Origin of the sequence: Bradyrhizobium neotropicale (assembly GCF_001641695.1) — a bacterium.
GTDB lineage: Bacteria > Pseudomonadota > Alphaproteobacteria > Rhizobiales > Xanthobacteraceae > Bradyrhizobium > Bradyrhizobium neotropicale.
Window position 1 is genome coordinate 78,167 of record NZ_LSEF01000037.1, and the last position, 26,832, is coordinate 104,998.

Genomic DNA, 26,832 nt, shown 5'->3' on the forward strand with positions numbered 1-26,832 from the left:
ATTGCATTCTTGTTGTTTTTGCTTTTTGGCCCATCACATGGGTTGAGCGATGCGATGTCAAGCCTCGCGCGTCAGCGCGCGGCGAACTGGTGCTCGACGAAGGCCGTGACAAAACGCGGCATGGTCGGCGTGAGATCACTCATCCCGCGCACGAGATGAACGGCCGCAAGTTCGGGCTCGGCCTGGGCAGCGAGATTGGCCTCGATCCGGGCACGGGCCGCCTCGCCCGGCATGTCCAGGTTGAGGATCTGCATCATGGCAATCGAGCGGCCGGCGACAACGCAGTGCCAGCCCGCCTCCACCACGTAGTCGGTGGCGGTCAGGCCGGTCTCCTCCTCCATCTCCCGCACAACGCTGCCGGGGATGTCGAGCGTGCCATCCTTGACGTCATCGAGGTCGGGCGTGCCCGACGGGAAATAGATGCGGCCCGCATTGGATGTATGCGGTCCCATCTCGCCCATCACGAAGGCGCCGTCGGAGGCGCGCAGCGCGCCCATGCCGAAGCCGTTGAACACGGCCGGGTCCGGAAAACCCCAGTCGCGCCAAGCGAGGAAGCTGGCAAAATCCGTCTCGAAATAAGTCGCGGCGAAATGGCCGTCAGAGAACACGGGGTCGCGCCCGAGCAGGACGCGGCCGTTCCAGATCTGCGGGAGCTCGCGCTGCTTCGCGGCGAAATGCGCGTCGATCTCGGCGCGCCGTTCTTCCGCGAACGGCCACGCGATCGGGCGGACGGCAAGATCAAGCGTCGTGACGCGATGAATGATGGAAGACGTCATGACAGTCGACTAGCACGCCTTCGCGTCAGTTATTTGGCATTCGATCCCGTGGTCTTCTTGGCCTGATCGACGAACTTGTTGGTGAAGGTCTTGCTGACGTCGATCTTGGCGTTCGCCACCTCCGGCGAGCCGACGCTGAACACAGCGAGCACCGCGTCGGCGCCCTTCGGGTCCATCCTGCCGGTCTCGGAGAACATCGGGATCGTGTTCTTCAGCGCGGCGAGATAGAGATCCTTGTTCTTGCCGACCATCTCCTCCGGCATCTTCGCCATGATCTCCTCGGGCGAGTGCGAATGGATCCAGGCGAGCGTGCCCAGCATTGCATTGGTCAGCGCCTGCGTCTCCTTCTCGTGGCCGGCAACCCACGCCGCCGTCGAGTACAGCGCGCCGCCCGGATATTCACCGCCGAACGTCTCGAGCGTGTCCTTCTGCGTGCGGGTATCGCTGAGGATACGCAGGTCCTTGTGGCTGCCCTGGAGCACGGTCACGGAGGGGTCGAGCATCACGGCCGCATCGAGCTGGCCCTGCTCCATCGCGGCCACCGCAGTGGCGCCGAGGCCGACGCCGATCACGGCGGTGCCGGCGGGATCGAGCCCGTTCTTCTTCAGAAGATACTTCAGGAAGAAGTCCGTCGACGAGCCGGGCGCGCTGACGCCGACCTTCTTGCCAGCGAGATCCTTGACCGACTTGATCTCGTTGGTGCGCGAGGGCGCAACCACCAGCACGAGGCCGGGATAGCGGTCATAGACCACGAAGGCCTGAAGTTCCTGCTTCTTGGCCGCGAGGTTGACGCAATGATCGAAATAGCCGGAGACCACGTCGGCGCTGCCGCCGAGCACGGCCTTGAGCGCGTCCGAGCCGCCCTTGAGGTCGACCAGATCGACGTTGACGCCGGCCTTTTCGTATTCGCCGAGCTGCTTTGCCAGCACCGTCGGCAGGTAGCACAGGCAGGAGCCGCCGCCGACCGCGATGGTCACCTTGCTTTGCGCCGCGGCAAGACCGGTGGTGAGCGTCAGCGCGAGCAGCGCGCCGGCGAGCCTCGCTATCGTGTTCTTCATTGGTTTCCTCCGTTCGGCTGGCGGCACCATAGAGCAGCGGGACAGGCTTGAGAAGCGCCGGACGGGGCACTGGTCATCGGCCTTTCGGCGCAATAGCATGACGGCACAAGAACAATTCCAGATGGGAGGACTATCCATGAACCGTATCGCCGCCGCCGTTTCGATGGCCGCCGCCTTTGCCGCCGGATGCGGCGCGACACACCTGCTCCGGCCGGCGCTCGCTGCGGAAAACGTCAACGCACAAATCATCCACACCAGCGAGATGGAAGGCGACGCGCTCGGGCCCGCCAACAATGTCGGCTACCGCTCCAAGATGTTCATGAGCGCCGACGGCGCCACCATCTCGATCCAGGTTGGCAATGTGCCCAAGCACATGCATCCCAACACCAACGAGATCCAGTACATCCTGGACGGGACCGGGACGATCTGGCTCGGCGACAAGGAAGTCACGGTGAAACCCGGCGACCTCGTCATCATCCCGAAGGGGACGGCGCATGGCGGCACCAAGCCGATCAGCGGGCAGGTGAAGGCGATCGCGATCAAGACGCCGCCGCAGGCGCCCGATGACACCAAGCTTCTGGACTAAAGCCTTCGCGCCATCGGGCTCGCGCTGACGCGCGGGCCTCATTGCGCTAACCGCGCCCGTCGGCTGCGGTCGGCCGCCACACCAGCAGGCGCCGCTCTACCAGCGTGACGCCCGTGTCGATCAGGATGACGAAGGCCGACAGCACGAACATGCCGGCGAATACGCCGGCGACGTCGAACACGCCCTCGGCCTGCTGGATCAGATAGCCGAGCCCCGCCGCCGACCCCAGATATTCGCCGACGACGGCGCCGACCACGGCGAAGCCGACGGACGTGTGCAGCGAGGAGAACATCCACGACAATGCGGACGGCCAATAGACGTGCTGCATCAACTGCCGCTCGCTCATGCCGAGCATGCGGCCATTGTCGAGCACGGTGCGGCTGACCTCCTTGACGCCCTGATAGACGTTGAAGAACACGATGAAGAACACGAGCGTCACGCCGAGCGCGACCTTGGACCAGATGCCGAGACCGAGCCACAGGGCGAAGATCGGGGCGAGCACCACGCGCGGCAGCGCGTTGGCCATCTTCACATAGGGGTCGAACACCGCGGCGACCGTCGGCTGCCGCGCAAACCAGAAGCCGACCAGGACGCCGCCGAGCGAGCCGATCACGAAGGCGAGGATGGATTCCCAGAGCGTGATCGCAAGATGCTTCCAGATCACGCCGCTCGCAAACCACTTCACGATCTGGCTGAACACGTCGACCGGGTTGGAGAAGAAGAACGGGGGCAGCAGGATCTTGCCGAACACAGGGACAGTCGACAGCACCTGCCACAGCACGATGCAGACGACGGCAACCAGGACTTGCAGTGCAAGCAGCGTCAGACGCGACATCAGACCGCCTCCGCCGCTTGGGTGGATTGGGCGTAGCCCTTCATCACCTCGTCCTTGAGCACGCTCCAGATCTCGCGATGGAGTGCGTGAAACTCCCTGTCCAGCCGCACCTCGAAGATGTCGCGGGGCCGCGGCAGCGTCACGCGCCAGTCGCCGATGATGCGCGAGGACGGCCCCGCCGACATGATGACGACACGGTCGGCGAGCGCGATCGCCTCTTCGAGGTCATGGGTGACGAACAGCACGGCCTTGCGATCGGCGCTCCAGAGGTCGAGCAGGAGATTACCCATCACCTGCCGGGTCTGCGCGTCGAGCGGCCCGAACGGCTCGTCCATCAAGAGAATTTTTGGATCGCGGATCAGCACCTGCGCCAGTGCGACGCGCTTGCGCTGGCCGCCGGAGAGCATGTGCGGATAGCGGCCCGCGAACGCGCCGAGGCCGACCGAGGTAAGCCATTTCTGCGCGCGCGGCAGCGCCTCAGTGCGCGGCGTGCCCTTGATCTCGAGCCCGATCGCGACATTGTCGAGCGCCGTCTTCCAGGGGAACAGCGCGTCGGCCTGGAACAGGTAACCGGCATCGCGATTGAGGCCGGCAAGCGGCCGGTCAAATATCTTGACGCTGCCGGCGGCCGGCTTCAGCAGGCCCGCCGCGACGTTGAGCAGCGTGGATTTTCCGCAGCCGGTCGGACCGACGATGGCGACGAACTCGCCCTGCGCCACGGTGAGGTGGGCCTTCTCCACCGCCGTATAGATTCGCTCGTCCGCCAGCCGAAACGCGACCTTCGCGTCCTCGAGCGCCACCGCCGTGGGCGTTGTCATGTGTTTCCTCCGAACCTTGATCGATGGCTTAGCCTCTCGCGCGGCCAAGTTCAATCAAGCCGCCAAGCGTGGTACGCATAAGCCTCCTCGCTCTTCACCCTCCCCTGGAGGGGGAGGGCGAGCAAGAGTGAGCCCGCCTCCAATGCTTTCCAAGCCGGCGATCAGCTACAGGCACGTCACCAAGAATTTCGGCCCCGTCGTGGCCGTCGACGACGTGTCGCTCGACATCGCCGAGGGCGAGTTTGTGGCGGTGGTCGGCGGCTCTGGCTCGGGCAAGACGACGCTGCTGCGGCTGACCAACCGGCTGATCGAGGCGAATGGCGGCACGATCACGGTCGAGGGTGAGGATATCGGCACGGTCGACCATGTCGCGCTGCGGCGCCGGATCGGCTACGTGTTCCAGAGCGGCGGACTTTTCCCGCATCTGAGCGTCGCCGACAATATCGGGATCACGCCAAAACTGCTGGCTGTGCCGGCGCCGGAGATTGCCGCGCGCGTCGACGAGCTGCTGGTGCTGGTGCGGCTCGACCGCAGCGCCCACCGCGACCGACTGCCAGAAGCGCTCTCCGGCGGTCAGCGCCAGCGTGTCGGCGTGGCGCGAGCGCTCGCTGCACGTCCCCGCATCGTGCTGATGGACGAGCCGTTCGGCGCGCTCGATCCCCTCACCCGCGATGCGCTCGGCGAGGATTTTCGCGAGCTGCACCGCAAGCTCGGGCTCACCACCGTCATGATCACGCACGACATGACGGAAGCGATCTTGCTCGCCGACCGCATCGCGGTGATGCGGAGCGGAAAGCTGCTGGCGCAGGGCACGCCGGCCGAGCTCGCCCGCAGCGGCGATGCCTATGTGCTCGAGCTCCTGCGTACACCACGGCGCCAGGTCGAGCGGCTGAACGCGCTGTTGCCGCAGGATGGCCCGGCATGAGCCTCCTCACCGATCCACGCTGGGGCGAGGCGCTGGCGCATCTGCCCGATTATCTCGGCAACCACGTGCGGGTGAGCCTCGCCGCACTGGCGCTCGGACTGATCGTCAGCCTGCCGCTGGCGATCCTGACGCGCAACCGCCCGGCACCGCGCGGCGTCCTGCTCGCGCTTGCGAGCATCGTGCAGACCGTCCCCGGACTGGCGCTGCTCGCGCTGTTCTATCCGCTGCTGCTGGCGGCGGCCTCGGTGACGCTCGCCTGGTTCGGCGTCTCCTTCTCCGCGTTCGGCTTCCTGCCGGCGATGCTGGCGCTGGCGCTCTATTCGATGCTGCCGGTGCTGCGCAACGGCATCACCGGGCTGAACGGCATCGACCCGGCCCTGCTCGAGGCCGCCAAGGGCGTCGGCATGACCGCGCGACAGTCGCTCGTCATCGTCGAGCTGCCGCTGGCGCTGCCGGTGATGATGGCCGGCATCCGCACCGCCGCGGTGTGGGTGATCGGGACGGCGACGCTGTCGACGCCGATCGGACAGACCAGCCTCGGCAATTACATCTTCGCAGGGCTCCAGACGCAGAACTGGGTGTTCGTGCTGTTCGGCTGCTTTGCCTCTGCCCTGCTGGCACTCGCCGTCGACCAATTGCTCGGCCTGATCGAGAGCGGCCTGCGCAACCGCAGCCGCCTGCGCGCGGGGCTCGGCGGCGTCGGCCTTGCAGCGCTGGTGATTGCGACGCTGGTGCCGTCGATGGGGCGCTCCTCATCGAGCTATGCCGTCGGCGCGAAGACATTTGCGGAGCAATATGTGTTGTCAGCGCTCATGAAGGAACGCCTGGAGGCGGCAGGCCTGCCTGCGACCACACGCTCCGGCCTCGGCTCGAACGTGATCTTCGAGGCGCTGAAGGCCGGCGACATCGATCTCTATGTCGACTATTCCGGCACGCTCTGGGCCAACCAGTTGCATCGCACCGACATCAAGCCGCGCGCAGAGCTGTTATCGGAGTTGAGGACGGCGCTTGCCAAGGACAACATCACCCTGCTCGGCGAGCTCGGGTTCGAGAACGCCTATGCGCTGGTGATGCCGAGGAAACGCGCCGAGGCGTTTCATATTCGCACCATCGCCGATCTCGCCGCACATGCATCGACAATGTCGATCGCCGGCGACTACGAGTTCTTCTCGCGTCCGGAATGGGCGGCGCTGCAGCAGGCCTATGGCCTCGCCTTCCGCGCCCAGCGCCAGATGCAGCCGGACTTCATGTATGCGGCAGTCGCCAGCGGCGAGGTCGACGTGATCGCGGGCTACACCAGCGACGGCTTGATCGCGAAATACGACCTCGTGACGCTCGACGACCCCAGGCACGCGATTCCGCCTTACGATGCCATCCTGTTGCTGGCGCCGAAGCGCGCCGGCGACGCGCGCTTGCAGGCGGCGCTGAAGCCACTGCTCGGCAAGATCGACATCGCCACCATGCGCGAAGCGAATTTGCGCGCCAGCGGCAACGACGCGAACTCATCGCCCGATGCGGTGGCGATGTGGCTGTGGGAGAAGATCCACAGGCAGTAGCTCGCACCTCAAGGTGACCGTTAGAGAGCATCGCTCGCGGGCCCAGCAGATCGGACGAGCAGCGCTAAAGCCCCCGGATCATCCCCGCATCGATCAGCAGCCGGTTGAGACGGCGCGCCTCCGCACCGTCCTTGCAGCCGTAGAATGCGCCGTTGCAGCGGAGCATGATCTCCTTCTGCTCGGCGAAGGACGGGTCGAGCGGAATGCCCGCGGCCTCCTGGATCACCAGCGGCAGATAGGCGCCGTCGATGGTATCCATCACCGCCTTGCTTTTCACCGGCTCGAAATTGACGACGTCGATCGCGTAATAGGTCGCGTAAAGGCGCGGGTCATAGTCGTCGAGCTTCTTGCCGATACTGCCTTCGTCGAGCCCGGGCTCGAGGATATGGGGCGCGAATTCCGGCTGATGGTCGCCGTAGCGCACGATCAGGAAGGGCTCGCCCGGGAACGTCTTCTTCAGACCTGCAATAAACGATTTGTACTGCTCGGCGCTCATCGCCTGCCGGCGCATATATTCGTCGATGGAGGGCGTATTGCCGGGCGCGCGCCAGTTTGGCATCAGGTCCGGGCGGAGGCGCGTCTCCCAGGGGAAATGATTGGCGCCGAGATAGACGAAGGTGAACAGCGGCTTGTTCGGCGGCCGCTGGCCCATCAGCTGAAGCGCCTTGTCGTAGAAGAACGAGTCGGGCTCGACGTCCTTGGCGCCGAGATCCTTCGCGTCGTAGAAGCGTTCGATGCCGGTGGTGAGCTGGAAGCTGCGCGCTCCCATGAAACCGCCGTATGCGGGATAGAGCGACATGGTGTCGTAGCCGCAGCGGCGCAGGGCCAGCGGCAGGCCGCGTTCGACACGGCCGGACGCGAGACGGGTGACGAAGTAGGCGAAGCGGCCGAACGAGCGCGAGGACAGACCCGCGAGCACGTTGTATTCGGTGAACCAGCTCGGCCCGCCATTGCTCTCGGCGAGGAAAGTGCGCTGCTTGCCGTCATAGGACTTGAAATGGCTGCCATAGCCAGGTGGCACCTTGATGCCTTGCGCGGGGCGGATGTCAAAGCTCGATTCATCATGGATCATGATGATGTTCGGCCGACGGCCCGCAGGATGGCAGGAATCGACCAGCGGCATGTTGAGCCGCTCATTGGTGGACGCCGCCGACTCCATGAAGCCGTATTGCACGAAGTCGGAGACGGCGGTGACGCCGGAGCGGAAGAATTTCGAGAGATAGCCGTCATCGTAATAGCCGCGCCAAGCTTCGTCAGGATGATAGACGGAGTAACCGACCAGAGCTGCGAGACAGGCGAGCTTGCAGGCGAGCGCCGGCAGGCGGCGGATGCGGAACGGATCGAGCCACCACAGCGCATACATCAGCGGCAGCGTGACGAGGCCGGCCCCGATCACCGACCAACGCAGGTTCGGGAAAATCGTGAACAGGAACGCGACGGTGTCGCGGTCGATCATCATCAGGTCGATGAAGTTCACCGTCATCTGCACGACGTCGTGCTTGAGCCGCGACAGCAGCACGAGCACGACGACCATGGTCAGTGACAACGCGCCCGACAGCGCGGGCCGCCGCAGCAGCGTGATCCAGAAGAAGTTGAGGATGCCCCAGGCGAGGACGAAGGAGAGCCGCGAGCCGAAATCGGTCTCGGTCTCGTACATCAGCGCGAGGGCCGCGAGGTGTGGAGCGGCGACCGCCAGCAGGCGCCAGATGCCGAGTGCGGCAACGCTCGCCAACACAGCGGTCGCGGCGGAAGGGCCTGGATTGGGCGCGGACGCCATCGACGACACGCTAAACCTAAGGTCCGGCGCGGTGATGCCAAGCCGTCTGGCCGGCCTATTGACGGCCAGGGCGTCCAGCGCCGCCGGAGCGCGCCGTGTCATAAAACTGTAACGGAACAGTCGCGGACACGCAACGCGGGCACCGCTTCGACCTTCGCTTAATGTTAGCGAGCGGCGAAGGGCCGCACACCTCGCTCCATCCCCTCACCCTGAGGAGCCCCGGGAAGCGGCGGTCTCGAAGGGCGAGGCCCGGAGCCGGGGCCTCTATGGTTCGAGACGGCGCTCGCCTCCTCACCATGAGGATCGGGCAGAGTCACTCGGGCGCTAGCGCTTGGCGATCCCCGCGATGAACAGGTCAATCACCCCCTCCGCCATCCGCTCGATCTCGCCCTCCTCCACCCCCCAGCGCGGGAAATGGCCGTCGAGGTTCATCCTGGCAAAGCCGTAGACCAGGGCGCGGCCGGCGATCTGGATGCGCTTGAGATCAGCCGACCGCAACAGGCCCTGCTCCGCCGCCTCGGTCAGCATCCGCTCGGTCAGCGCGACCAGTTCGGCATTGTCGCGCGTCAACTCGGCGGAGCTGCTGTGCACGAAGTAACGGCCGGTCGAGATGATCTCGAAATGGGCGGGATTGCGCATCGCCGAGCGCACATAGGCAAGGCCGAACGCGCGGAAGCGGGCTAGTGGGTCGGTTGGCGCCTCCGCCAGCGCCAAATCGATCTCGGCGCGAAAGCGCCGCTGCGCCTCCTCCGCCACCGCGGCCATCAGCGCATCGCGATTGGGAAAGTGCCGGAACGGTGCCCCCGGCGACACCGTGGCGCGGCGTGCGGCCTCGCGCACCGAGACCTCGCCGCCCTCCGCCGCCAGCTGCAGCGCAGCATCGATCAGGACACGGCGGAGGTCGCCATGGTGGTAAGGCCGGGCTTCAGGGGTGCGGCGGCTCGCGCGAGGTTTGGGTGTCTGACGGGCGGGCATGGAGCCTCCTACCATCACCCGAACGTGAATGTAAGCGGCGATTACACCGTTGACGATCGCTTCTCGCCAAAATGTAATCAATGATTACATAGCGGAGAGGATCATCGTCATGACGCAACGTCGAAGCTGGCTCGAAGGCTGGCGGCTGCTCGCCGCCCTCACCCTCAGTCTGGTCGCCCTGAGCCTGTGGATCGCCTCGATGCGGCAGTTCGAGATCGAGGGCGTGGGGATGGTGATCCGCTTCACGGCGCGCAGTTCGCTCCTCCTGTTCTGCCTCGCCTTCGGCGCCGCGGCGCTGGCGCGGCTCTGGCCCAACGCCTGGACGCACTGGCAGCGCCGCAACCGGCGCTACCTCGGCCTGAGCTTCGCCGCCTCTCACGCCATCCACGCGGTTGCGATCATCGCGTTCGCCAAGATGGACCCCGTCGGCTTTGCGGCGGCGACCTCGGCCGCCTCATTCATCTTCGGCGGCATCGGCTACACCTTCATCATCGCGATGAGCGCGACCTCGTTCGACCGGACGGCGGTGCTGATCGGACCGCGCGCCTGGCGCGCGCTCCACCTTGTCGGCGGTTATTATCTCTGGTTCCAGTTCATGGTGTCGTTCGGCATGCGCGTGCCGGCGATGCTGCCCTACGCGGCCTTCCTGCTGCCGCTGCTCGCCGTAATGGCGCTGCGCATGATCGCAATGGCCGCACACCCGCGCGGACGAACGGTCGCGGCCGGCTAGCACACCCGTCTCACCGCGACACCAGGCCGAGCTGCTTGCCGATGATGCGGTCGAGGGCGCGCTTGGGCAGCGTCGCCCCCATCAGGTGCCGCATCGGGTCCGGCGTGATCTGGTAGCGCACCTTGGGTCTCGCGGCGGTGAGCGCCTCGAACACGATTTCGGCGATCCGCTCGGCCGGCAGGCCGCTTTCGGCGAGCTTGCTCATGAACGCCATCAGCCTGTTGAGCACTGGGAAATAGGGCGAGTTCTGATAGGCGGAGACGTCGAACTGCTCCGCCTTGCTCCAGATCGGCGTCTTCACCGCGCCTGGCGCGATGATGACGACGTCGATGCCATACAGCATCAGCTCGCGGCGCAGGCTTTCCGACAGCCCTTCGACGGCGTGCTTCGAGGTGCAGTAGGGCGCCATCAAGGGGTTGCCGTTCTTCCCGGCGACCGAGCTCATCATGACGATCCGGCCCTTGGGCCCCCTGAGCGAGGCATCGGCGCCGAGCAGCGGGCCGAACGCCTGGGTCGCAATGACGGGCCCCATGACGTTGACGTCCATCTGCCGGCGGAATTCGTCGGCGGACAATTCCAGGACGGGGCCGGCGACCGCGACCCCCGCATTGTTGACGAGACCTGCGAGCGTCTCACCGCCCAGCGCCTTGCGCACTTGCCGCGCCGCAACAAACACCGCAGCCTCATCGGTGACGTCGAACAGGAGCGGCGTGAAGTTGGCGCCGAGCTCGGCCTTGAGCCGGTCCGCGTCCTCCTGCTTGCGTACGCTACCGAAAACGCGGAAGCCGCGCTCGATCAGGAATTTTGTGGTCGCCCAGCCAATGCCGGTGGATACGCCGGTGATGACGACAGATCGCATGATGGCCTCCCCCCTCAATCTCTCGGGATCATGTAGGGGAAAGGGAACAGAGTGCAACGCTGCCCGCCCATCGCGCGGCCAGATGCGCGTCCTCTCGCATCCGCGATCGAGGTCAAGAAGCGCGCGCGAACGTCAGCTCTTAAGATGATGTACTGCACGAAGCCGCCTTCGCGCATGTCTCGCGAATGATTACAGCGAGGATGAAGAGCCGAATCCTAGACTCTGATGTCAATGGTCTTTTGAAGGTTGGAGAAGGGAGGCAAAGGCCTCAGAAACAGCGCGAGCTCAAGAATGTGCTTTAAGCGTCAATTCTTGGACTTCATGCCGCGCTTCAACATCGAAGAATTTGAATGAAGCACCAGCGCTTGCGCCGAGAAGGAAAGAGCGAGAGCGCTGCTCGCGATCTCGCTCCGGTTGTAGTCGCGAAGGTTTAATATTTGGTTTGGCGAGTGAAGCTCTTGTTTCACCCTCTTGTCCCGGACGCGGTGCAGCGCGTCAGCGATGCGCCGCAGAGCCGGATCCATCTAGCCGCGTGGACCCCGGATCAGCAGCGCATCACACTGGACGATGCTTCGCATCGCCAGGAGTGCTGCGCTGCATCCGGGGAACGCAAGCCTCAGTTCTTCGACTTGTCGACCAGTGCGCCCTTCTTGATCCAGGGCATCATGTCACGCAGCTTGGCGCCGACTTCCTCGATCGGGTGCTGGGCGAGCTTGGCGCGGGTCGCCTTGAACGAGGTCTGGTTGACCTTGTTCTCGAGCATCCAGTCGCGGGCGAACTTGCCGCCCTGGATGTCGGCGAGAACGCGCTTCATCTCGGCCTTGGTCTCGGCGGTCACGATCCGCGGACCGGTGACGTACTCGCCGTACTCGGCGGTGTTGGAGATCGAGTAGTTCATGTTGGCGATGCCGCCTTCATAGATCAGGTCGACGATCAGCTTCACTTCGTGAAGGCACTCGAAATAGGCCATCTCCGGGGCGTAGCCGGCTTCGACCAGGGTCTCGTAACCGCCCTTGATCAGCTCGACCAGGCCGCCGCAGAGCACCACCTGCTCGCCGAACAGGTCGGTCTCGCACTCTTCCTTGAAGGTGGTCTCGATGATGCCGGCGCGGCCGCCGCCGATGGCGGAAGCGTAGGACAGGCCGAGGTCATGGGCGTTGCCCGAGACGTCCTTGGCGATCGCGATCAGGCAGGGCACGCCGCCGCCGCGCTGATATTCCGAGCGCACGGTGTGGCCTGGGCCCTTCGGGGCGATCATCAGCACGTCGAGGTCGGCGCGCGGATCGAGCAGGTTGAAGTGGACGTTGAGGCCGTGCGCGAAGACGAGCGCAGCGCCCTTCTTCATGTTGTCGTGCAGGTGCTCGCGATAGATGTCGCCCTGGAGTTCGTCCGGGGTCAGCATCATGACGAGGTCGGCCCATTTGGCGGCTTCGGCGACTTCCATCACCTTGAAGCCAGCGTTCTCCGCCTTCTTGGCCGAGGCCGAACCCTTGCGCAGCGCAATCGCCACCTCCTTGACGCCGGAGTCCTTCAGGTTCAGCGCATGGGCGTGGCCCTGGCTGCCGTAGCCGACGATGGCGACCTTCTTGCCCTTGATCAGGTTCAGGTCGGCGTCGCGATCGTAATAAACACGCATAGTCGTTTCCTCATTGGGGGCCGGAATCGGCCGATGGACGGTCTCGGACGGTGAAATTGACGGATTTCGGGGGCTGTCTAGAGCATTTTAGGTCCCCTGGGAAACCCGTTTCTGCATGGAAATCTGCGGCATCATGCATCCATGAAGACGGGGTAGAGGGAGGCGAGCAGCAGGATCGCCATCAGGATATTGAAGGCGCGGACCAGCCGCTCCGAGGTCAGGACCGGCCGCAGCGCGGTCCCGAACAGGGCCCAGACCACGGTCGAGACCGTACCCACCAGCAGGCTGATCAGGGTCTGGATGGCGATGTTGACCGGAAACCGGGCGATGGCGGCATAGGCCGTGATGGTGCCGATCACGATCACCCAGCCCTTGGCGTTGATCCACTGGAACATCGCCGCGCCCCAGAACGTCATCGGCCCGCGACCGTCCCCCTCCCCCGGCTTGGTCGGCCCGGACAGGGCGATCGCAGAGGCAAGATAGATCAGATAGACGGCGCCGGCATATTTCAGGATGGTCTGGAGGATGGGATAGGCCAGGAACACGGTGCCGAGCCCGAGGCCGACGGCGCCGACCATGAAGGCAAACCCGATGGTGATGCCGGCGATGTGCGGGATGGTGCGGCGGAAGCCGTAGGTCAGCCCCGACGACAGCAGCATGATGTTGTTCGGCCCCGGCGTGAAGAACATCACGACCGCAAAGATGATGAAGGCATAGAGCAGCGACTGGGACATACTCACCTCATGCTGTCTTCGGCAGCGTCTGCGGACGCCGGGCCAGCAGCATCACCGCGATGCCGCCGATGACGGTAAGCATGCCGGCGAGGCGCAGCGGCCCGAACTTCTCGCCGAACGCGATGCTGGAGGCGGCCGAGCCGACGAACGGCACCAGGAGCGCGAACGGCACCACCTGCGCGGCGGGATAATCGCGCAGCAGCCGACCCCAGAGCCAATAGGCGATGCTGGTGGAAATGGCGCCGAGCGCCAGCATGCAAAGAACGACCGTTAGAGACATATGCGTCAATGAGGCCCAGGTCGGCCCCGGGCCGTTGGCGATCAGAGCCAGCGCAAACAGCGGCACGGCCGAGGCGAGGCACAGCCAGGCAAACAGATCGAACATCGGCACGCCACGGGCGCCGCGTAAGAGGAGATTGCCGATCGCGAAAGAGATCGGCGAGATCATCAGCACTGCAAAGGCACTGACGCTGAAATCATAGCCGACGGTGCCGCAGATCATCAGGAGGCCGACCGCTGCAATCGCAATGCCGAGCATCTGCACCGGAGTCGGCCGTTCGCCGAAGGCGAGCACCGCAAACCCGATGGTGAACAGCGCCTGGCTCTGCACGATGACGCTGGTGAGCCCCACCGGCACGCCATGGGCGATGCCATAGGCCTGAGACAAGAACTGGCCGAGGAACAGCGTGAAGCTGATCGCGATCAGCAGCGGCCAGGCGATTTTCGGCTTGCGGATGAACAGGCACGGCACCGCGGCGATGATGAAGCGCAGCGCCGTCATCAGCTCCGGCGACAATTCGTCGAGCGCGATCCGGCTCGCCACGAAGGCAAGGCCCCAGATGATCGCCACCAGGACGGCGATGAGGATGTCGGCCGGCTTCATTGTTCTTGTTCTTGGCTGTTTCTTGGCTCTGCTCTGTCGTGCCGCTCTGTTGTCGTCTGGGCCTGCTCGGCCTTTACGTGGAAGGATTGGGTTTGCGCAGCAGATAAGTGCCGTGCATGGGGGCGTGGTAGTCGGCCGAGACCAGCGTGAAACCGACGTCGGTCAGCATCCGCTCCATGACCCAGCCGAAGGTGGAATATTCGTCGCGCATATGCGTCACCACGCCCTCGCGCGAGAAATCATGGTTCTTGATCTGGAAGTCGGCCCATTGCTCGACGTCGCGCTCGACGGCGTCGGGCATCGCGGCGAAGACGATGTCGCGCAGGTAAAAGGTCGCGCCGGGCTTCAGCGCGCGATAGATCCGCGATATCGCCACCGCCTTCCAGAAATCCGGCAGATGATGCAGCGTGAACTCGCTGACGATCAGGTCGTAGGATTCCGGCCGGTAGGAGAAGCTGAGCAAGCCGGCCGATTGGGTGCGCACGGGCGCCTTGCGGTCGCGGGCATAGATTTCGGCGAGCGCCAGCATCGCCGGGGAGATGTCGATGGCGTCGACCTCGGCGCCCATCAGCGCGGCTTCGGTCGCGAGCACGCCGTTGCCGCAGCCGATGTCGGCAATGCGCCAGCCTCGCTGTACCCCGAGCATTTTCAGCGCGGCGCGCGCGCGCAGATCGGCATCGTCATGATTGTCATAGATCGACGCCACCGCGGGCTCGATGCCCATCCGGTTCCGCTCGTTGTAGTACCAGTCGCGCGCCAACATGGTTCACATCCCTTCAGGCCCGCGGCCGATCGCGGCAACGCCAGTGCGCGACACCTCGACGAGGCCGAGCGGGCGCATCAGGTCGATAAATTGATTGATTTTGTCGGTATTGCCTGTGATCTCAAACACAAAACTCTCGGTTGTCGCATCGATCACCCGGGCCCGGAACGCGTCCGCGAGTCTGAGCGCCTCGACCCGGTGCTCGCCCTCTCCGCGCACCTTCACCATCGCAAGTTCCCGCTCGATCGAGCGCTTGGTCTGCGTCATGTCGACGACGCGGTAGACCGGGATCATGCGGTCGAGCTGATGCTTGATCTGCTCGATCACCATCGGCGTGCCCGTGGTGACGATGGTGATGCGCGAGAGATGCTTCTGGCTCTCGGTCTCCGAGACCGTGAGGCTCTCGATGTTGTAGCCGCGGCCCGAGAACAGGCCGATGACGCGCGCGAGCACGCCCGGCTCGTTCTGCACGAGCACCGCGAGCGTGTGCGTCTCGTTGGGATCGTGGCGGTCCTCGATGAAATAGGCGGATGCGGGCTGGTTCATTGTCGTCCCCTTTATTCTCTTCGTCACGCCATCGCCGGTCGGGCTAAAGGCGCATTCGTTCCAACCCAGCGGCGGAACAGATCGAAATCGATATTGCCGCCCGAGAGCACGAGACCCACTCGCCTGCCCCCGAACTTGCTCTTTTCCTGCAGCGCCGCGGCGAGCGCGGCGGCGCCGGCGCCTTCGGCAAGATTATGCGTATCGGTCCAGTAGGCGCGGATCGCGGAGGCGACCTCGTCGTCCGTAACCTGGACGATGCGGGAGGCGCCCTTGCGAATCAGTGCGAGCGCATCCGCGTCGGGGATGCGCGTCGCCATGCCGTCGGCAAGCGTGTTGCTGGTCTCGGTCGTCACGATCGTGCCGGACGCGAAGGATAGCGCGTAGGACGGCGCCTCGGTCGACTGCACGCCGACGATCTCGGTCTTCAGGCCGAGGAGGTCGCGCGCCATGATGCAGCCGCAGATGCCGGAGCCCTGCCCGATCGGCACGTACAGAATGTCGAGGTCGGGCGCGGCCCTGAACAGCTCGAGCGCATAGGTCGCCACGCCCAGCACCAGATCAGGGTGGAACGAGGGCACCATGTGGAGGCCGGCGAATTGCGCGCGGCGCTCGGCCTCCTCGCGCGCGGCCTGAAAGTCCTCGCCGTGCTCGACCAGCTCGGCGCCAAATGCCTTCATCGCCCGGTTCTTCTCGACCGAGTTGCCGCGCGGCACGTAGATCACGGCCGGCACGCCATGCCGGCTGGCCGCGAACGCCAGGCTCTGGCCGTGATTGCCGCGCGTCGCCGAAATGATGCCGGGCGTGTGCGGCCGTTCGCGCTTCAGCCGTTCGAGATAGACGAGGCCGCCGCGCACCTTGAAGGCGCCGATCGGCGTGTGGTTCTCGTGCTTGACCACGACCTCTGTGCCGAGCCGCTCAGCGAGCAAGGGCCAGGCATGCGCCGGCGTCGCCGGCACCGCCTGCCCCACGATCGCATGTGCGCGCTCGAGCTCCTTCAGGTCGAACATCACATCACACCAGCGCCTTGCCGCCCGCGAATGCGGTCGCCGTGGCTTCGTCGTTCGCCTGTTCCGGCAACAGCATCTCGTTATGCGCCTTGCCGGAGGGAATCATCGGGAAGCAGTTTTCGAGCGCCGCGACGCGGCAGTCGAACAGCACCGGACGCTTGACCGAGATCATCTCCTTGATGGCGCCGTCGAGATCGGCAGGCTTGTGCGCCTGGATGCCGACGCCGCCATAGGCTTCCGCGAGCTTGACGAAATCCGGCAGGGCTTCGGAGTAGGAATGCGACAGCCGGTTGCCGTGCAGCAACTGCTGCCACTGCCGCACCATGCCCATGTATTGGTTGTTCAGGATGAAGATCTTGATCGGCAGCTCGTACTGAACCGCCGTCGACATCTCCTGCATCGTCATCTGCACCGAGGCATCGCCCGCGATGTCGATGACGAGGCTGTCGGGATGCGCGACCTGCACGCCGAGCGCCGCCGGCAGACCGTAGCCCATCGTGCCGAGACCGCCCGACGTCATCCAGCGGTGCGGCTCCTCGAAGCCGAAGAACTGCGCCGCCCACATCTGGTGCTGGCCGACCTCGGTCGTGATGTAGGTATCCTTGCCGCGCGTCAGCTCGAACAGGCGCTGGATCGCATATTGCGGCAGGATGACGTCGTTGCTCTTCTTGTAGAACAGCGAATTGCGGGCGCGCCACTGCGCGATCTGCTGCCACCACGCCTTGATGTCGGGCTTCTTCGCCTCTGCCTTGAACACCTGGAGGATGTCGCCGAGGACGTTGCCGCAGTCGCCGATGATCGGCACGTCGACGCGGATGTTCTTGTTGATCGAGGACGGGTCGATGTCGATGTGGATCTTCTTCGAGCCCGGCGAGAACGCATCGACGCGGCCGGTGATGCGGTCGTCGAAGCGCGCGCCGACGCACAGCATGACGTCGCAATCATGCATGGTCATGTTGGCCTCATAGGTGCCGTGCATGCCGAGCATGCCGAGCCAGTTCTTGCCCGACGCCGGATATGCGCCCAGCCCCATCAGCGTGGAGGTGATCGGAAAGCCGGTAACCTCGACCAGCTCGCGCAGCAGCTTGGTCGCCTCGGGACCGGAATTGATGACGCCACCGCCGCTGTAGATCACGGGACGCTTGGCGTGGGCGAGTAGCGCCACCGCCTTGCGAATCTGCGTCGCGTCACCCTTCACGCGCGGCGCATAGGACCGGTGCACGTCGGATTTGCGCGGCGGATGGTAGGTGCCGGTGGCGAACTGCACGTCCTTCGGCACGTCGACGAGCACCGGGCCGGGACGGCCGGAGGTCGCGACGTAGAAGGCCTCGTGCAGCACTTTTGCGAGATCGTTGACGTCGCGCACCAGCCAATTGTGCTTGGTGCAGGGGCGCGTGATGCCGACGGTGTCGCACTCCTGGAACGCGTCGTTGCCGATCAGATGCGTCGGCACCTGGCCGGTGATGCAGACGAGCGGAATCGAATCCATCAGCGCGTCGGTCAGCGGCGTCACCATGTTGGTGGCGCCGGGGCCGGAGGTCACCAGCACGACGCCCGGCTTGCCGGTCGAGCGCGCATAACCTTCCGCGGCGTGGCCCGCGCCCTGCTCGTGGCGGACCAGGATGTGCTGGACCTCGCTCTGCTGGAAGATCTCGTCATAGATCGGAAGCACCGCGCCGCCGGGATAGCCGAAGATATCCTTCACGCCATGATCGATGAGCGCGCGAACGATCATCGCGGCGCCGGTCATCTGGTTCGGATCGTGGCTCTTGTCGCTCATTGGCTTGCTCCGGATGCGCTGTTGTCAGCGGCTTCGTTCTGGTCGGGTTCGGGAAATAAAAAAGGCCCCGAAGAGGGCCCATGCACACCGCCTGTCTTGTGGATGGCAGCTAGCCACCCCCGGCGGTGTGCCTGGGTACGACGGCGATAAGGAGTTTGGTAATAATGTTACGCATGGCGGCGCCCGGCTTCCCAAAGGTTGCGCGAAACATAGCGACCAAAGCCTGGATGTCAAGGCAAAGCGGCCATTCCCACGCGATTTTGGCAGTGTAGCGGTGTTCCCGCGGTTCGGCGAGGGGGAAATTGCGGCACCGCCAACAATCCTCCGTCATCCGGGGCGATGCGACGGGATCGCGCGAAGCGCGACGCCGGAGCATCGAGCCCGGAATCCATAACCACAGGCCCTGATGTGGGGCGAGGCTTGGCCGGCGGTCATCGCCCACAACCATCTCGGGATGCGGGGGCCTGGCTCGCGCTTTGCGCGCGCCGGAAACGACGACCGGACACGCCCCTAATCCCTCTCCCGTGCCGCCGCGGCAAGCCAGCCCCTCGCCTCCTCCGGCTTCACCCATTCGAACTCCGGAAGCTGGTGGCGGAACCAGGTGAACTGGCGCTTGGCGTAATGGCGGGTGTCGGCTCGGCCGATGCTTGCGGCCTCCTCCAGGCCAAGCTCGCCGCGCAAATGCCGGATCAGCACCGGCACGCCGTGGGCTTTCATCGCCGGCAGCAGCGGATCGAGATGGCGATCGGCGAGCCGCTCCACCTCCTTCAGCGCGCCGGCACCGAGCATGGCGTCGAAACGGGCATCGATGCGGGCGTAGAGCTCGTCGCGCTCGGGCGCGAGAAACACCGCACGAAAACTGTTCTTCGGCAGCAGCGGCGGCTGGCCCTCATGGTGCCAGTCGAGCAGCGAACGGCCGGTCGCCTCGACCACCTCGAGCGCGCGCGCTATGCGGGTGCGGTCGCGAACGTTCAATCGCTCGGCGGCGCGCGGATCGCGGGTCGCGAGCTCCGCATGCAACGCCTCGACGCCGTTCCGCTCCAGCCGCGCGCGCACGTCCTCACGCACCGCGGCAGGGATCGGCGGCACCACCGAGAGCCCCGCCGTCAGCGCCTTGAAATAAAGCCCGGTGCCCCCGATGAAGATCGGCAGGCGGCCCAGCGCCTGCGCTTCTTCGAGCACCTTCGCCGCATCGGTCACCCAGGCGCCGGCCGAGAAGTTCACGGCCGCATCGACGTGACCATAGAGGCGGTGCGGCGCCCGCGCCTCGTCACCCCGCGTGGGACGCGCCGTGATGATGCGCAGGTCGCGGTAGACCTGCATGGAATCGGCATTGATGACGATACCGCCGGCGGCGAGCGCAAGCTCGAGCGCCAGCGCCGACTTGCCGCTGGCGGTCGGGCCTGCGATAAGCACGGCCTTGCTCGGATGCCCCTCGCTCACGAAAACCTCAAATGTCCCTCGTCGCCACGCTGATTTGCAACCCTGCCAATCCCGCGCTCGACACCACCATCGTCGACGGCGCCCGTGCCGTGCTGCCCAAGGCAGAACCGGCGCACTGGCTGTTCGACGGGGTCGCGGTCGACATTCCCTTCGGCGCCGACAGTAACCTCGAAGGCGACCGTCACGCCATCGAAGAGCGGTTGCGCGAAATCCGTGGCGACCTCCCGATCGACATTGTCGTGCAGCCGGTCGGCTTCCGGCGCAAGAAGCTTTTTCTGGCCGACATGGATTCCACCATGATCGGCCAGGAATGCATCGACGAGCTCGCCGATTTCGTCGGGATGAAGGCGCGTGTCGCAGGCATCACCGAACGCGCGATGCGCGGCGAGATCGAGTTCGAGCCGGCCTTGCGCGAGCGCGTGGCCCTGCTGAAGGACCTCCCCGTCAACGTGGTCGACGAGGTCCTGGCGAAGCGCATCACGGCGACCCCGGGGGGCCGCGAGTTGGTCGCGACCATGCGCGCGCACGGCGCCTATACCTGCCTCGTCTCCGGCGGCTTCACGCTGTTCACACGCGCGGTCGCCGCCAGGATCGGCTTCCAGGAGAACCGCGCCAACGAGCTCGTCGTGCGCGACGGCAAGTTCACCGGCGAGGTGAAGGAGCCGATCCTCGGGCGCGCCGCAAAGCTCGCGACGCTGGTGGACCTGATGGAGTCGTTCGATCTCGACGATATCGACTCGCTGGTGGTCGGCGACGGCGCCAATGACCTCGCGATGATCCAGGCGGCGGGGCTGGGTGTGGCGTATCACGCGAAGCCGGCGGTCGCCGCCGCGGCAGCGGCCCGGATCGACCATGGCGATCTCACCGCGCTGCTCTATGCGCAGGGGTATCGGCGCGAGGAGTTTGTGGAGGGCTAACCTCCACCGTCATCACCCTCGACCCGGCTACGCCAAGGCTTCGCCGGGGTTCTGGTACTGGCCCGCCGAAGTTTTAGCGCAGGCGGGTGATCCAGTATTCCAGAGACAGTGCGAGGATACAGAGAGGCCGCGGCTACTTCATGCCCCGCTTTCGCGGGGCATGACAGTGAGTTTGTGGTGGACAGCCTTCCCTACTGCACGCTCAGAGCCACGAACCGCAGCTCGCCGTCGCCGTTGGAGACGAGCAACAGTACCGACTTCTTGCCGTCCTTCTTGAGCTGGTCGACCCGCTTCTGGACGTCGGCGCCGCTCGCCACCGCCTCCTGCGCCACCTCGACGATGACGTCGCCGGCGGAGAGCCGCTTCTCGGCGGCATCCGAATTGGCATCGACATTGGTGACGACCACGCCCTTGACGCTGTCCTTGATCTTGTAGCGCGTGCGCAGATCCTTGCTCAGCGTCGCAAGATCGAGGCCGAGCGCCTTCTGCGTCACCGGCTTCTCCGGCGGCGGCTCATCGGTCTTCACCGCGGCCTGCACCTTGTCGGGATCCTGGAGGCGGCCGAGCGTGACTTTCTTGGTCTCCTCCTGGCCCTTGCGGATGACGACGACGTCGACCTCCTTGCCCACCGCGGTGTCGGCGACGACGCGGGAGAGATCCTTCGGGTCCTTGATGTCCTTGCCGTCGAACTTGACGACGACGTCGCCTGGCTCGATGCCGGCCGGCTTGGCCGGGCCCTTGTCGTCGACGCCGGCGACCAGCGCGCCGCGCGCGGGCTTGATGTTGAGGCTCTCGGCGATCTCGTCCGTCACGCTCTGGATGCGCACCCCTAGCCAGCCGCGGCGAAGCTCGCCGAACTGACGGAGCTGATCGACGACGCCGGCGACCGTCTTCGACGGCACGGCGAAGCCGATGCCGATCGAGCCGCCGGAGGGCGAGATGATCAGCGTGTTGACGCCGATGACCTCGCCATCGAGGTTGAACAGCGGACCGCCGGAATTGCCGCGGTTGATGGCGGCGTCGGTCTGGATGTAGCTGTCATAGGGTCCAGAGGAGATGTCGCGGTTCTTGGCCGAGACGATGCCCGCGGTTACCGTGCCGCCGAGGCTGAAGGGATTGCCGATCGCGACCACCCAGTCCCCAAGGCGGAGCTTGTCGGAGTCGCCGAACTTCACCGCGACGAGCGGCTTCGACGGCTTGAATTTCAGCACGGCAAGGTCGGTCTTCTTGTCGACGCCGACCAGCTCGGCCTTGATCTTGGTGCCGTCGTTGAGAATGACGTTGATCTCGTCGGCATCGGCGATGACGTGGTTGTTCGTCACCACGATGCCGGACGTATCGATGATGAAGCCGGAGCCGAGCGAGTTGGTCTTGCGCGGCGGCCCGTTGTCGCCACGCTCGCCGCCCTTGCCAGCACCGGGGCCGCGACGGTTCTTGAAGAAGTCGTCGAAGAATTCCTCGAAGGGCGAGCCGGGCGGAAGTTGCGGCATGGTATTGCTGCCGCCACCGCTCTTGGCTTCGACGGTCTGCGAGGTCGAGATGTTGACGACCGCGTCGATCACCTTCTCGGCGACATCGGCGATTCCCTCAGGTCCCCGCGCATGGGCCGGCGAGCCGAACACGCTGAATGCGCCGATGGCGAGCGCGGCCAGCCCAAGTCGCACGCAATGGTGCAAGCGGGTCGGGGCAATGGTGGCAGCGATCATTGTGATCTCCAGAGAAAGGATTCGGCTCCAGACTGCGCACGAACGGAGGGACGGCGCAAGCACAGAGGTTAACGGGCCTCAACAGCCGGATAATACGGCGAAAAACCGGCCCAAGGTTTCACTTTGGCGTTGGCCTGGCGGCTAAACGGGCCGTCGCATAACCCAGATCAGGATCAGGCCGACCACAGCCGAAGCGATCCCGACGGCGCGCAGCACATGGTCGGGTGTCGCAAGCGCGCTCTTCATGGCCTTGCGCATCCAGTTCGGACTTGCCGCGAACATCAGGCCTTCCAGCACGAACAGGATGCCTAAGCCGATGAGGAAGTCGGCGAACGCAATGGACCTCATCGGATTGGAACCTCCCCGCGTGCAGTTCTTGTTTCGACGAAGGGCGGCGGATGCGCCGCCCTTCGGCTCGCTCGACTTTTAAGGCTTCGCCGGCGGCGTCTCGCCGCCCGTCTTGCCGCTCGGATTACTGAAGTACCGGAAGAAATTCGAGTCGGGGCGCAGCAGGAAGCGGGTGTCGCTGGAGCGCAGACCGGTCTCATACGCCGTCATCGACCGATAGAAGGCGAAGAAGTCGGCATCCTTGCTGTAGGCCTCGGCGAACAGACGGTTGCGCTCGGCGTCGCCGGCGCCGCGGGTCAGATCGGCCTGAGATTTGGCTTCTGCCTCGATCACGGTCGCCTCGCGATCCGCCTTGGCGCGGATTTCCTGTGCCTTCTGACCGCCCTGCGCGCGGAACTCTGCCGCTTCGCGCTCACGCTCGGTCTTCATGCGCAGGTAGACCGCCTGGCTGTTCTGCTCCGGCAAGTCGGCACGGCGGATCCGGACGTCGACCACCTGGATGCCGTAGCCGTCGGCCTCGTGATCGAGCTGGTCGCGGATACGCAGCATCAGCTTCTCGCGGTCGTCGCGCACCACGTTGATGAAGGTGACCTCGCCGAGCACGCGGCGCAGCGCCGCGTTGAGGAGCGCGGTAAGCTGCAGGTTGGCGGCCTGGATCGAGCCGACGCTCTGATAGAAGCGCAGCGCATCCTTGATGCGGTAACGCGCGAAGGCGTCGACCACCAGCCGCTTCTGGTCGGAAGCAATCGCTTCCTGCGACGGGTTCTCGAGATCGAGAATCCGCTTGTCGATGTTGATCACCGAGTTCCACGGCGCCTTGAAATGCAGGCCGGGATCGGTGACCACGTCCACGGGCCGGCCGAACTGAAGCACGATGGTCTGCTCCGTCTGCTGCACCGTGAACAGCGACATGTAGGCCACGATCGCGATCAGGAGCAGTCCGAGCAGCGCGACGATGCCTGTAACCGGAGACCTCATCGGGTGCCTCCGCTCTGCTGCTGGCCGGCGGTGGGCGCCCGTTTGGGCGTCAATTCGCCCAGCGGCAGGAATGGCACGACGCCCTGGCCCGAGGGGCCGCCGTCATAGACAAGCTTTTCCGAGCCGCCGAGCACGCGCTCCATCGTCTCCAGATAGATCCGTTCACGCGTCACGTCGGGCGCCTTCTTGTATTCCTCGTACACCTTCAGGAAGCGTGCGCTCTGGCCCCTGGCCTCAGCGACGGTCTGCTCCCTGTAAGCCTCGGCAGCCTGCTGGATCTGCGCCGCACGTCCGCGCGCCTGCGGCACGACCTGGTTGGCATAGGTCTGCGCCTCGTTCTGCAAGCGCTCGAGGTCGGCGCGCGCCGCCTGCACGTCGCGGAAGGCGTCGATCACCTGCGCGGGCGGATCGACCTTCTGCATCTGCACCTGTGTGATCAGAATGCCGGAGCCGTAGCTGTCGAGCGTCCTCTGCATCAGCTCCTGCACGCCCTGTTCGGTAACGTTGCGGGCGCCGGTCAGGATCGGCTGGATGTTGGAGCGGCCGATCACCTCGCGCATCGCGCTCTCGGCAACCGCCTTCACGGTGCCTTCGGGATTCTGGATGTTGAACAGGAAGTCGCCGACGCCATCCGGCTTGATGCGCCAGAGCACGGTGAAGTCGACGTCGACGATGTTCTCGTCGCCGGTCAGCATCAAGCTCTCCTCCGGCACGTCGCGGATGGAGCGGCCGCGCCGCGCCGGATCGTCGATCAGCGTCATGCCGATGGAAATCGTGGAGACGCGCAGCGCCTTCGGCAGCAGCACGGTCTCGATTGGATAGGGCAGATGATAGTTGAGGCCCGGCTGCACGGTGCGGACATGCTTGCCGAAGCGCAAGACGACGCCTAGCTCTTCGGACTGCACGCGGAAGAAGCCCGACAGCAGCCAGAACGCGACGATGATCAGGAGGATCAGCGTGATGCCGACGCCGGAGAAATAGCCGCCGGGCAGTATCTGCTGGAGGCGGTCCTGGCCGCGCCGCAGAAGGTCTTCCAGATCCGGCGGCCTCGGCCCGACCGGTTGCGGGCCTGTGCCCCATGGCCCTTTCGGACCCGAGCCCCAAGGGCCACCGCCCTGATTCTTCCACGGCATTCGACAGTCTCCTCTGCGGACCGGGACTAGAACTTACCCGGCCGGCATTTGTCCGGTCCGGCTTTATAGGGGACCGGCAGGTCCCTTACAACGCGCCGCTGACCGTCTCCCGAGCTATGCTTGAGCGCGGAAAAGTCAATGTAAACATTGGCGAATGCGGTTAATCTTGGGACCGCCGACGATATGTCACATAGGAGTAGTCGGCACTGTCGTCCGCGCCTGCCGGATGGCGGATGCGGCTCGTTTCCTCCCACGGCGCCTTGTCGATCTCGAAATAAGTGTCGCCTTCGGGCCGCGCGTGCACCTCGGTAATTTCGAGGCGGTCGGCGCGATCGAGCCATTGCCGGTAGATCTCGGCGCCGCCGATCACGGCGATTTCAGCGGCCGAACGCCGCAGGGCGTCGCCGCGCGCGACCGCACCGGCATCCGCCGCCGACGTCGTGACGATGGCACCTCGGGCGCGATAGTCCGCATCCCGCGTGATGACGATGTTGGTGCGGTCCGGAAGCGGCCGGCGCAGGGACTCGAAGGTCTTGCGGCCCATGATCACGGGCTTGCCGATCGTGAGCGCCTTGAAGCGCTGCATGTCGGACTTCAGCCGCCATGGGATCGCACCACCAGCGCCGATGACGCCGTTTTCCGCGATGGCGACGACGAAGACGATCTCCATCAGGACGCCTTCCCTGCGAGCTTTGCCAGCGCGGGCCCGGCGACGCGGCACAGCGTCCAGTCGTCCATCATCACCGCGCCCAGCGATTTGTAGAATGCGATCGACGGCGCGTTCCAATCGAGCACGGCCCATTGCAGGCGCGACCAGCCGTTCTCGACGCATTCCCTGGCGAGATAAACCAGCAGCGCCTTGCCGAGGCCCCTGCCCCGGTGCGACGGCCGCACATAGAGATCCTCGAGATAGATGCCGTGCCGCCCGCTGAAGGTGGAGAAATTGAGGAACCAGACCGCGAAGCCGGCCGGCTCGCCCTCCCATTCGGCGATCGCGCAATAGAGCCGCGGATCGTCGCCGAACAGCGCTTGCGCAATCATCGCTTCGGTTGCTTCCACCTCGTGCGAGAGCTTCTCGTACTCGGCAAGCTCGCGGATGAAAGCGAGAATGAGGCCGGCCTCACTGGGCCGCGCGCGGCGGATGGTGAGGGACATCGGCGCTAGACCGCGACTTCCGCCTTGATGTGCGGATGCGGATCGTAGCCGACGAGCTCGAAATCCTCGTAGCGGAAGGAGAAGATGTCCTTCACGTCAGGATTGATCTTCATCACCGGCAGCGCACGCGGCGCGCGCGTGAGCTGAAGCCGCGCCTGCTCCAGATGGTTGGAATAGAGATGGGTGTCGCCGAGCGAGTGCACGAAGTCGCCGGGCTTCAGCCCCGTGACCTGCGCGACCATCAGGGTGAGCAGCGCGTAGGAGGCGATGTTGAAGGGCACGCCGAGGAACACGTCGGCCGAGCGCTGATAGAGCTGGCAGGACAGCTTTCCGTTCGCGACATAGAACTGGAACAGGCAGTGGCACGGCGGCAGCGCCATCTGGTCGACTTCGGCGGGATTCCAGGCCGAGACGATCAGGCGGCGCGAGTCCGGGTTGCGCTTGATCATGTCGACGAGGTTCGCGATCTGGTCGATGCTGCCTCCGTCGGGCGCCGGCCAGGAGCGCCACTGATGGCCATAGACCGGGCCGAGATCGCCGCTGGCGTCTGCCCACTCGTCCCAGATGGTGACGCCGTGGTCCTTCAGATATTTGATGTTGGTGTCGCCCTTCAGGAACCACAAAAGCTCATGCACGATCGCCTTCAGCGGCAGCCGCTTGGTGGTCAGCATCGGGAAGCCGGCGGATAGATTGAAGCGCATCTGATGGCCGAACACCGACAGCGTGCCGGTGCCGGTCCGGTCGGTCTTCTCGGCGCCGTCTGAAAGAATCCGCTCGAGCAGGTCCTGATACTGGTGCATGTGCCATGAGCCTTTGGGAGGGCGGCGAACTTAACGGCCACCCCCGCGCTGCGACAGCCGCGATTCGCTGTCCGCACGGATTATACCCCGAAAAGTGAGCGTTCCCGC

At 65.2% G+C, this 26,832-nt stretch carries 27 protein-coding genes; 5 read left to right on the top strand and 22 right to left on the bottom strand.

The annotated features are described in order from the left end of the window. Window positions 1-71 precede the first annotated feature (71 nt). Window positions 72-776: a hypothetical protein gene (locus AXW67_RS10920; protein ID WP_063677896.1), complete on the bottom strand. Its 705-nt coding sequence runs from the start codon at window positions 774-776 to the stop codon at window positions 72-74. A gap of 29 nt (window positions 777-805) precedes the next feature. Then, window positions 806-1,834, bottom strand: a complete 1,029-nt coding sequence (locus AXW67_RS10925) for an ABC transporter substrate-binding protein (RefSeq protein WP_063677897.1) — start codon at window positions 1,832-1,834, stop codon at window positions 806-808. 136 nt (window positions 1,835-1,970) lie between these two features. Between AXW67_RS10925 and AXW67_RS10930 the strand changes: the two genes are divergently transcribed. Then, window positions 1,971-2,420, top strand: coding sequence for a cupin domain-containing protein (locus AXW67_RS10930; protein WP_027551318.1), 450 nt, complete (start codon window positions 1,971-1,973; stop codon window positions 2,418-2,420). Between the two features lie 46 nt (window positions 2,421-2,466). Here the strand turns inward: AXW67_RS10930 and AXW67_RS10935 are convergent, their stop codons facing one another. Both AXW67_RS10935 and AXW67_RS10940 read right to left on the bottom strand, forming a co-directional pair. Continuing rightward, complete coding sequence (locus AXW67_RS10935) at window positions 2,467-3,255, bottom strand: ABC transporter permease (RefSeq protein WP_027551319.1); 789 nt, start codon at window positions 3,253-3,255, stop codon at window positions 2,467-2,469. Beyond that, window positions 3,255-4,073, bottom strand: coding sequence for an ABC transporter ATP-binding protein (locus tag AXW67_RS10940; RefSeq protein ID WP_027551320.1), 819 nt, complete (start codon window positions 4,071-4,073; stop codon window positions 3,255-3,257). The genes AXW67_RS10935 and AXW67_RS10940 overlap by 1 nt, the downstream gene beginning before the upstream one ends. A 142-nt stretch (window positions 4,074-4,215) precedes the next feature. Here AXW67_RS10940 and AXW67_RS10945 point away from each other — a divergent pair, with 142 nt between their 5' ends. Then, entirely contained in the window at window positions 4,216-4,998 is a 783-nt protein-coding gene (locus tag AXW67_RS10945; protein WP_063677898.1) for an ATP-binding cassette domain-containing protein, read from the top strand. Next, the gene (locus tag AXW67_RS10950; protein WP_063677899.1) at window positions 4,995-6,554 is read left to right on the top strand and encodes a glycine betaine ABC transporter substrate-binding protein; all 1,560 of its coding nucleotides are present in this window, start codon (window positions 4,995-4,997) and stop codon (window positions 6,552-6,554) included. Before AXW67_RS10945 ends, AXW67_RS10950 begins: the two co-directional genes overlap by 4 nt. A 64-nt stretch (window positions 6,555-6,618) precedes the next feature. Here AXW67_RS10950 and AXW67_RS10955 read toward each other — a convergent pair whose 3' ends face one another. Together AXW67_RS10955 and AXW67_RS10960 are read right to left on the bottom strand one after the other, a co-directional pair. Beyond that, window positions 6,619-8,331 carry a sulfatase-like hydrolase/transferase gene (locus tag AXW67_RS10955; RefSeq protein ID WP_063677900.1) on the bottom strand — a complete coding sequence of 571 codons (1,713 nt, stop codon included), beginning with the start codon at window positions 8,329-8,331 and terminating at the stop codon, window positions 6,619-6,621. A 324-nt stretch (window positions 8,332-8,655) separates the two neighbouring features. Next, window positions 8,656-9,306: a TetR/AcrR family transcriptional regulator gene (locus tag AXW67_RS10960; RefSeq protein WP_063677901.1), complete on the bottom strand. Its 651-nt coding sequence runs from the start codon at window positions 9,304-9,306 to the stop codon at window positions 8,656-8,658. 109 nt (window positions 9,307-9,415) lie between these two features. On the opposite strand from AXW67_RS10960, the gene AXW67_RS10965 reads away from it, so the two are divergent. Next, entirely contained in the window at window positions 9,416-10,036 is a 621-nt protein-coding gene (locus AXW67_RS10965; protein ID WP_063677902.1) for a hypothetical protein, read from the top strand. A gap of 10 nt (window positions 10,037-10,046) precedes the next feature. Here the strand turns inward: AXW67_RS10965 and AXW67_RS10970 are convergent, their stop codons facing one another. The 9 genes from AXW67_RS10970 to miaA form a co-directional block, all read right to left on the bottom strand. Next, window positions 10,047-10,895 carry an SDR family oxidoreductase gene (locus tag AXW67_RS10970; RefSeq protein ID WP_063677903.1) on the bottom strand — a complete coding sequence of 283 codons (849 nt, stop codon included), beginning with the start codon at window positions 10,893-10,895 and terminating at the stop codon, window positions 10,047-10,049. 616 nt (window positions 10,896-11,511) lie between these two features. Beyond that, complete coding sequence (gene ilvC, locus AXW67_RS10980; protein ID WP_027551328.1) at window positions 11,512-12,531, bottom strand: ketol-acid reductoisomerase; 1,020 nt, start codon at window positions 12,529-12,531, stop codon at window positions 11,512-11,514. Between the two features lie 131 nt (window positions 12,532-12,662). Continuing rightward, on the bottom strand, window positions 12,663-13,265 hold the full coding sequence (locus tag AXW67_RS10985; protein WP_063677904.1) for a LysE family translocator: 603 nt from the start codon (window positions 13,263-13,265) through the stop codon (window positions 12,663-12,665). A 7-nt stretch (window positions 13,266-13,272) separates the two neighbouring features. Then, complete coding sequence (locus AXW67_RS10990) at window positions 13,273-14,148, bottom strand: EamA family transporter (RefSeq protein ID WP_027551330.1); 876 nt, start codon at window positions 14,146-14,148, stop codon at window positions 13,273-13,275. 73 nt (window positions 14,149-14,221) lie between these two features. Beyond that, a complete protein-coding gene (locus AXW67_RS10995) occupies window positions 14,222-14,911 on the bottom strand; it encodes a class I SAM-dependent methyltransferase (protein WP_027551331.1) in 690 nt (229 codons plus the stop codon). A 3-nt stretch (window positions 14,912-14,914) separates the two neighbouring features. After that, entirely contained in the window at window positions 14,915-15,457 is a 543-nt protein-coding gene (ilvN, locus tag AXW67_RS11000) for an acetolactate synthase small subunit (RefSeq protein ID WP_027551332.1), read from the bottom strand. Between the two features lie 23 nt (window positions 15,458-15,480). After that, window positions 15,481-16,464: a threonine dehydratase gene (locus AXW67_RS11005; RefSeq protein ID WP_063678041.1), complete on the bottom strand. Its 984-nt coding sequence runs from the start codon at window positions 16,462-16,464 to the stop codon at window positions 15,481-15,483. A gap of 4 nt (window positions 16,465-16,468) precedes the next feature. Next, the gene (locus AXW67_RS11010) at window positions 16,469-18,244 is read right to left on the bottom strand and encodes an acetolactate synthase 3 large subunit (protein WP_063677905.1); all 1,776 of its coding nucleotides are present in this window, start codon (window positions 18,242-18,244) and stop codon (window positions 16,469-16,471) included. A 510-nt stretch (window positions 18,245-18,754) separates the two neighbouring features. Beyond that, complete coding sequence (gene miaA, locus AXW67_RS11020) at window positions 18,755-19,687, bottom strand: tRNA (adenosine(37)-N6)-dimethylallyltransferase MiaA (protein ID WP_063677907.1); 933 nt, start codon at window positions 19,685-19,687, stop codon at window positions 18,755-18,757. Window positions 19,688-19,698: 11 nt separating this feature from the next. Between miaA and serB the strand changes: the two genes are divergently transcribed. Next, on the top strand, window positions 19,699-20,604 hold the full coding sequence (gene serB / locus AXW67_RS11025) for a phosphoserine phosphatase SerB (RefSeq protein ID WP_063677908.1): 906 nt from the start codon (window positions 19,699-19,701) through the stop codon (window positions 20,602-20,604). A gap of 191 nt (window positions 20,605-20,795) precedes the next feature. Here the strand turns inward: serB and AXW67_RS11030 are convergent, their stop codons facing one another. The 7 genes from AXW67_RS11030 to AXW67_RS11060 all read right to left on the bottom strand — a co-directional run bounded on the left by AXW67_RS11030 (window position 20,796) and on the right by AXW67_RS11060 (window position 26,724). Beyond that, a complete protein-coding gene (locus AXW67_RS11030; protein WP_027551337.1) occupies window positions 20,796-22,310 on the bottom strand; it encodes a Do family serine endopeptidase in 1,515 nt (504 codons plus the stop codon). A 141-nt stretch (window positions 22,311-22,451) separates the two neighbouring features. Then, window positions 22,452-22,658 carry a DUF2065 domain-containing protein gene (locus tag AXW67_RS11035; protein WP_027551338.1) on the bottom strand — a complete coding sequence of 69 codons (207 nt, stop codon included), beginning with the start codon at window positions 22,656-22,658 and terminating at the stop codon, window positions 22,452-22,454. A 78-nt stretch (window positions 22,659-22,736) separates the two neighbouring features. Next, window positions 22,737-23,636, bottom strand: coding sequence for a protease modulator HflC (gene hflC, locus AXW67_RS11040; RefSeq protein WP_027551339.1), 900 nt, complete (start codon window positions 23,634-23,636; stop codon window positions 22,737-22,739). Next, window positions 23,633-24,769: an FtsH protease activity modulator HflK gene (hflK, locus tag AXW67_RS11045; RefSeq protein WP_027551340.1), complete on the bottom strand. Its 1,137-nt coding sequence runs from the start codon at window positions 24,767-24,769 to the stop codon at window positions 23,633-23,635. Before hflK ends, hflC begins: the two co-directional genes overlap by 4 nt. A gap of 160 nt (window positions 24,770-24,929) precedes the next feature. Beyond that, window positions 24,930-25,439: a dihydrofolate reductase gene (locus AXW67_RS11050; protein WP_063677909.1), complete on the bottom strand. Its 510-nt coding sequence runs from the start codon at window positions 25,437-25,439 to the stop codon at window positions 24,930-24,932. Beyond that, complete coding sequence (locus AXW67_RS11055) at window positions 25,439-25,924, bottom strand: GNAT family N-acetyltransferase (RefSeq protein ID WP_063677910.1); 486 nt, start codon at window positions 25,922-25,924, stop codon at window positions 25,439-25,441. The genes AXW67_RS11050 and AXW67_RS11055 overlap by 1 nt, the downstream gene beginning before the upstream one ends. 5 nt (window positions 25,925-25,929) lie before the next feature. Next, entirely contained in the window at window positions 25,930-26,724 is a 795-nt protein-coding gene (locus AXW67_RS11060; RefSeq protein ID WP_063677911.1) for a thymidylate synthase, read from the bottom strand. Between the last annotated feature and the right edge of the window lie 108 nt (window positions 26,725-26,832).

What these genes read in the sequence shown, in the direction of transcription:
- AXW67_RS10935 (WP_027551319.1), bottom strand. Translation starts at nt 3,255, where the DNA reads ATGTCGCGTCTGACGCTGCTTGCACTGCAAGTCCTGGTTGCCGTCGTC.
- AXW67_RS10970 (WP_063677903.1), bottom strand. Translation starts at nt 10,895, where the DNA reads ATGCGATCTGTCGTCATCACCGGCGTATCCACCGGCATTGGCTGGGCG.
- AXW67_RS10930 (WP_027551318.1), top strand. Translation starts at nt 1,971, where the DNA reads ATGAACCGTATCGCCGCCGCCGTTTCGATGGCCGCCGCCTTTGCCGCC.
- ilvC (WP_027551328.1), bottom strand. Translation starts at nt 12,531, where the DNA reads ATGCGTGTTTATTACGATCGCGACGCCGACCTGAACCTGATCAAGGGC.
- AXW67_RS10950 (WP_063677899.1), top strand. Translation starts at nt 4,995, where the DNA reads ATGAGCCTCCTCACCGATCCACGCTGGGGCGAGGCGCTGGCGCATCTG.
- AXW67_RS10990 (WP_027551330.1), bottom strand. Translation starts at nt 14,148, where the DNA reads ATGAAGCCGGCCGACATCCTCATCGCCGTCCTGGTGGCGATCATCTGG.
- AXW67_RS11005 (WP_063678041.1), bottom strand. Translation starts at nt 16,464, where the DNA reads ATGTTCGACCTGAAGGAGCTCGAGCGCGCACATGCGATCGTGGGGCAG.
- AXW67_RS10960 (WP_063677901.1), bottom strand. Translation starts at nt 9,306, where the DNA reads ATGCCCGCCCGTCAGACACCCAAACCTCGCGCGAGCCGCCGCACCCCT.
- AXW67_RS10940 (WP_027551320.1), bottom strand. Translation starts at nt 4,073, where the DNA reads ATGACAACGCCCACGGCGGTGGCGCTCGAGGACGCGAAGGTCGCGTTT.
- ilvN (WP_027551332.1), bottom strand. Translation starts at nt 15,457, where the DNA reads ATGAACCAGCCCGCATCCGCCTATTTCATCGAGGACCGCCACGATCCC.
- AXW67_RS10945 (WP_063677898.1), top strand. Translation starts at nt 4,216, where the DNA reads ATGCTTTCCAAGCCGGCGATCAGCTACAGGCACGTCACCAAGAATTTC.
- hflC (WP_027551339.1), bottom strand. Translation starts at nt 23,636, where the DNA reads ATGAGGTCTCCGGTTACAGGCATCGTCGCGCTGCTCGGACTGCTCCTG.
- AXW67_RS11050 (WP_063677909.1), bottom strand. Translation starts at nt 25,439, where the DNA reads ATGGAGATCGTCTTCGTCGTCGCCATCGCGGAAAACGGCGTCATCGGC.
- AXW67_RS11010 (WP_063677905.1), bottom strand. Translation starts at nt 18,244, where the DNA reads ATGAGCGACAAGAGCCACGATCCGAACCAGATGACCGGCGCCGCGATG.
- AXW67_RS10920 (WP_063677896.1), bottom strand. Translation starts at nt 776, where the DNA reads ATGACGTCTTCCATCATTCATCGCGTCACGACGCTTGATCTTGCCGTC.
- AXW67_RS10995 (WP_027551331.1), bottom strand. Translation starts at nt 14,911, where the DNA reads ATGTTGGCGCGCGACTGGTACTACAACGAGCGGAACCGGATGGGCATC.
- AXW67_RS10925 (WP_063677897.1), bottom strand. Translation starts at nt 1,834, where the DNA reads ATGAAGAACACGATAGCGAGGCTCGCCGGCGCGCTGCTCGCGCTGACG.
- AXW67_RS11030 (WP_027551337.1), bottom strand. Translation starts at nt 22,310, where the DNA reads ATGATCGCTGCCACCATTGCCCCGACCCGCTTGCACCATTGCGTGCGA.
- hflK (WP_027551340.1), bottom strand. Translation starts at nt 24,769, where the DNA reads ATGCCGTGGAAGAATCAGGGCGGTGGCCCTTGGGGCTCGGGTCCGAAA.
- AXW67_RS11035 (WP_027551338.1), bottom strand. Translation starts at nt 22,658, where the DNA reads ATGAGGTCCATTGCGTTCGCCGACTTCCTCATCGGCTTAGGCATCCTG.
- AXW67_RS10985 (WP_063677904.1), bottom strand. Translation starts at nt 13,265, where the DNA reads ATGTCCCAGTCGCTGCTCTATGCCTTCATCATCTTTGCGGTCGTGATG.
- AXW67_RS11055 (WP_063677910.1), bottom strand. Translation starts at nt 25,924, where the DNA reads ATGTCCCTCACCATCCGCCGCGCGCGGCCCAGTGAGGCCGGCCTCATT.
- serB (WP_063677908.1), top strand. Translation starts at nt 19,699, where the DNA reads ATGTCCCTCGTCGCCACGCTGATTTGCAACCCTGCCAATCCCGCGCTC.
- AXW67_RS10955 (WP_063677900.1), bottom strand. Translation starts at nt 8,331, where the DNA reads ATGGCGTCCGCGCCCAATCCAGGCCCTTCCGCCGCGACCGCTGTGTTG.
- AXW67_RS10965 (WP_063677902.1), top strand. Translation starts at nt 9,416, where the DNA reads ATGACGCAACGTCGAAGCTGGCTCGAAGGCTGGCGGCTGCTCGCCGCC.
- AXW67_RS11060 (WP_063677911.1), bottom strand. Translation starts at nt 26,724, where the DNA reads ATGCACCAGTATCAGGACCTGCTCGAGCGGATTCTTTCAGACGGCGCC.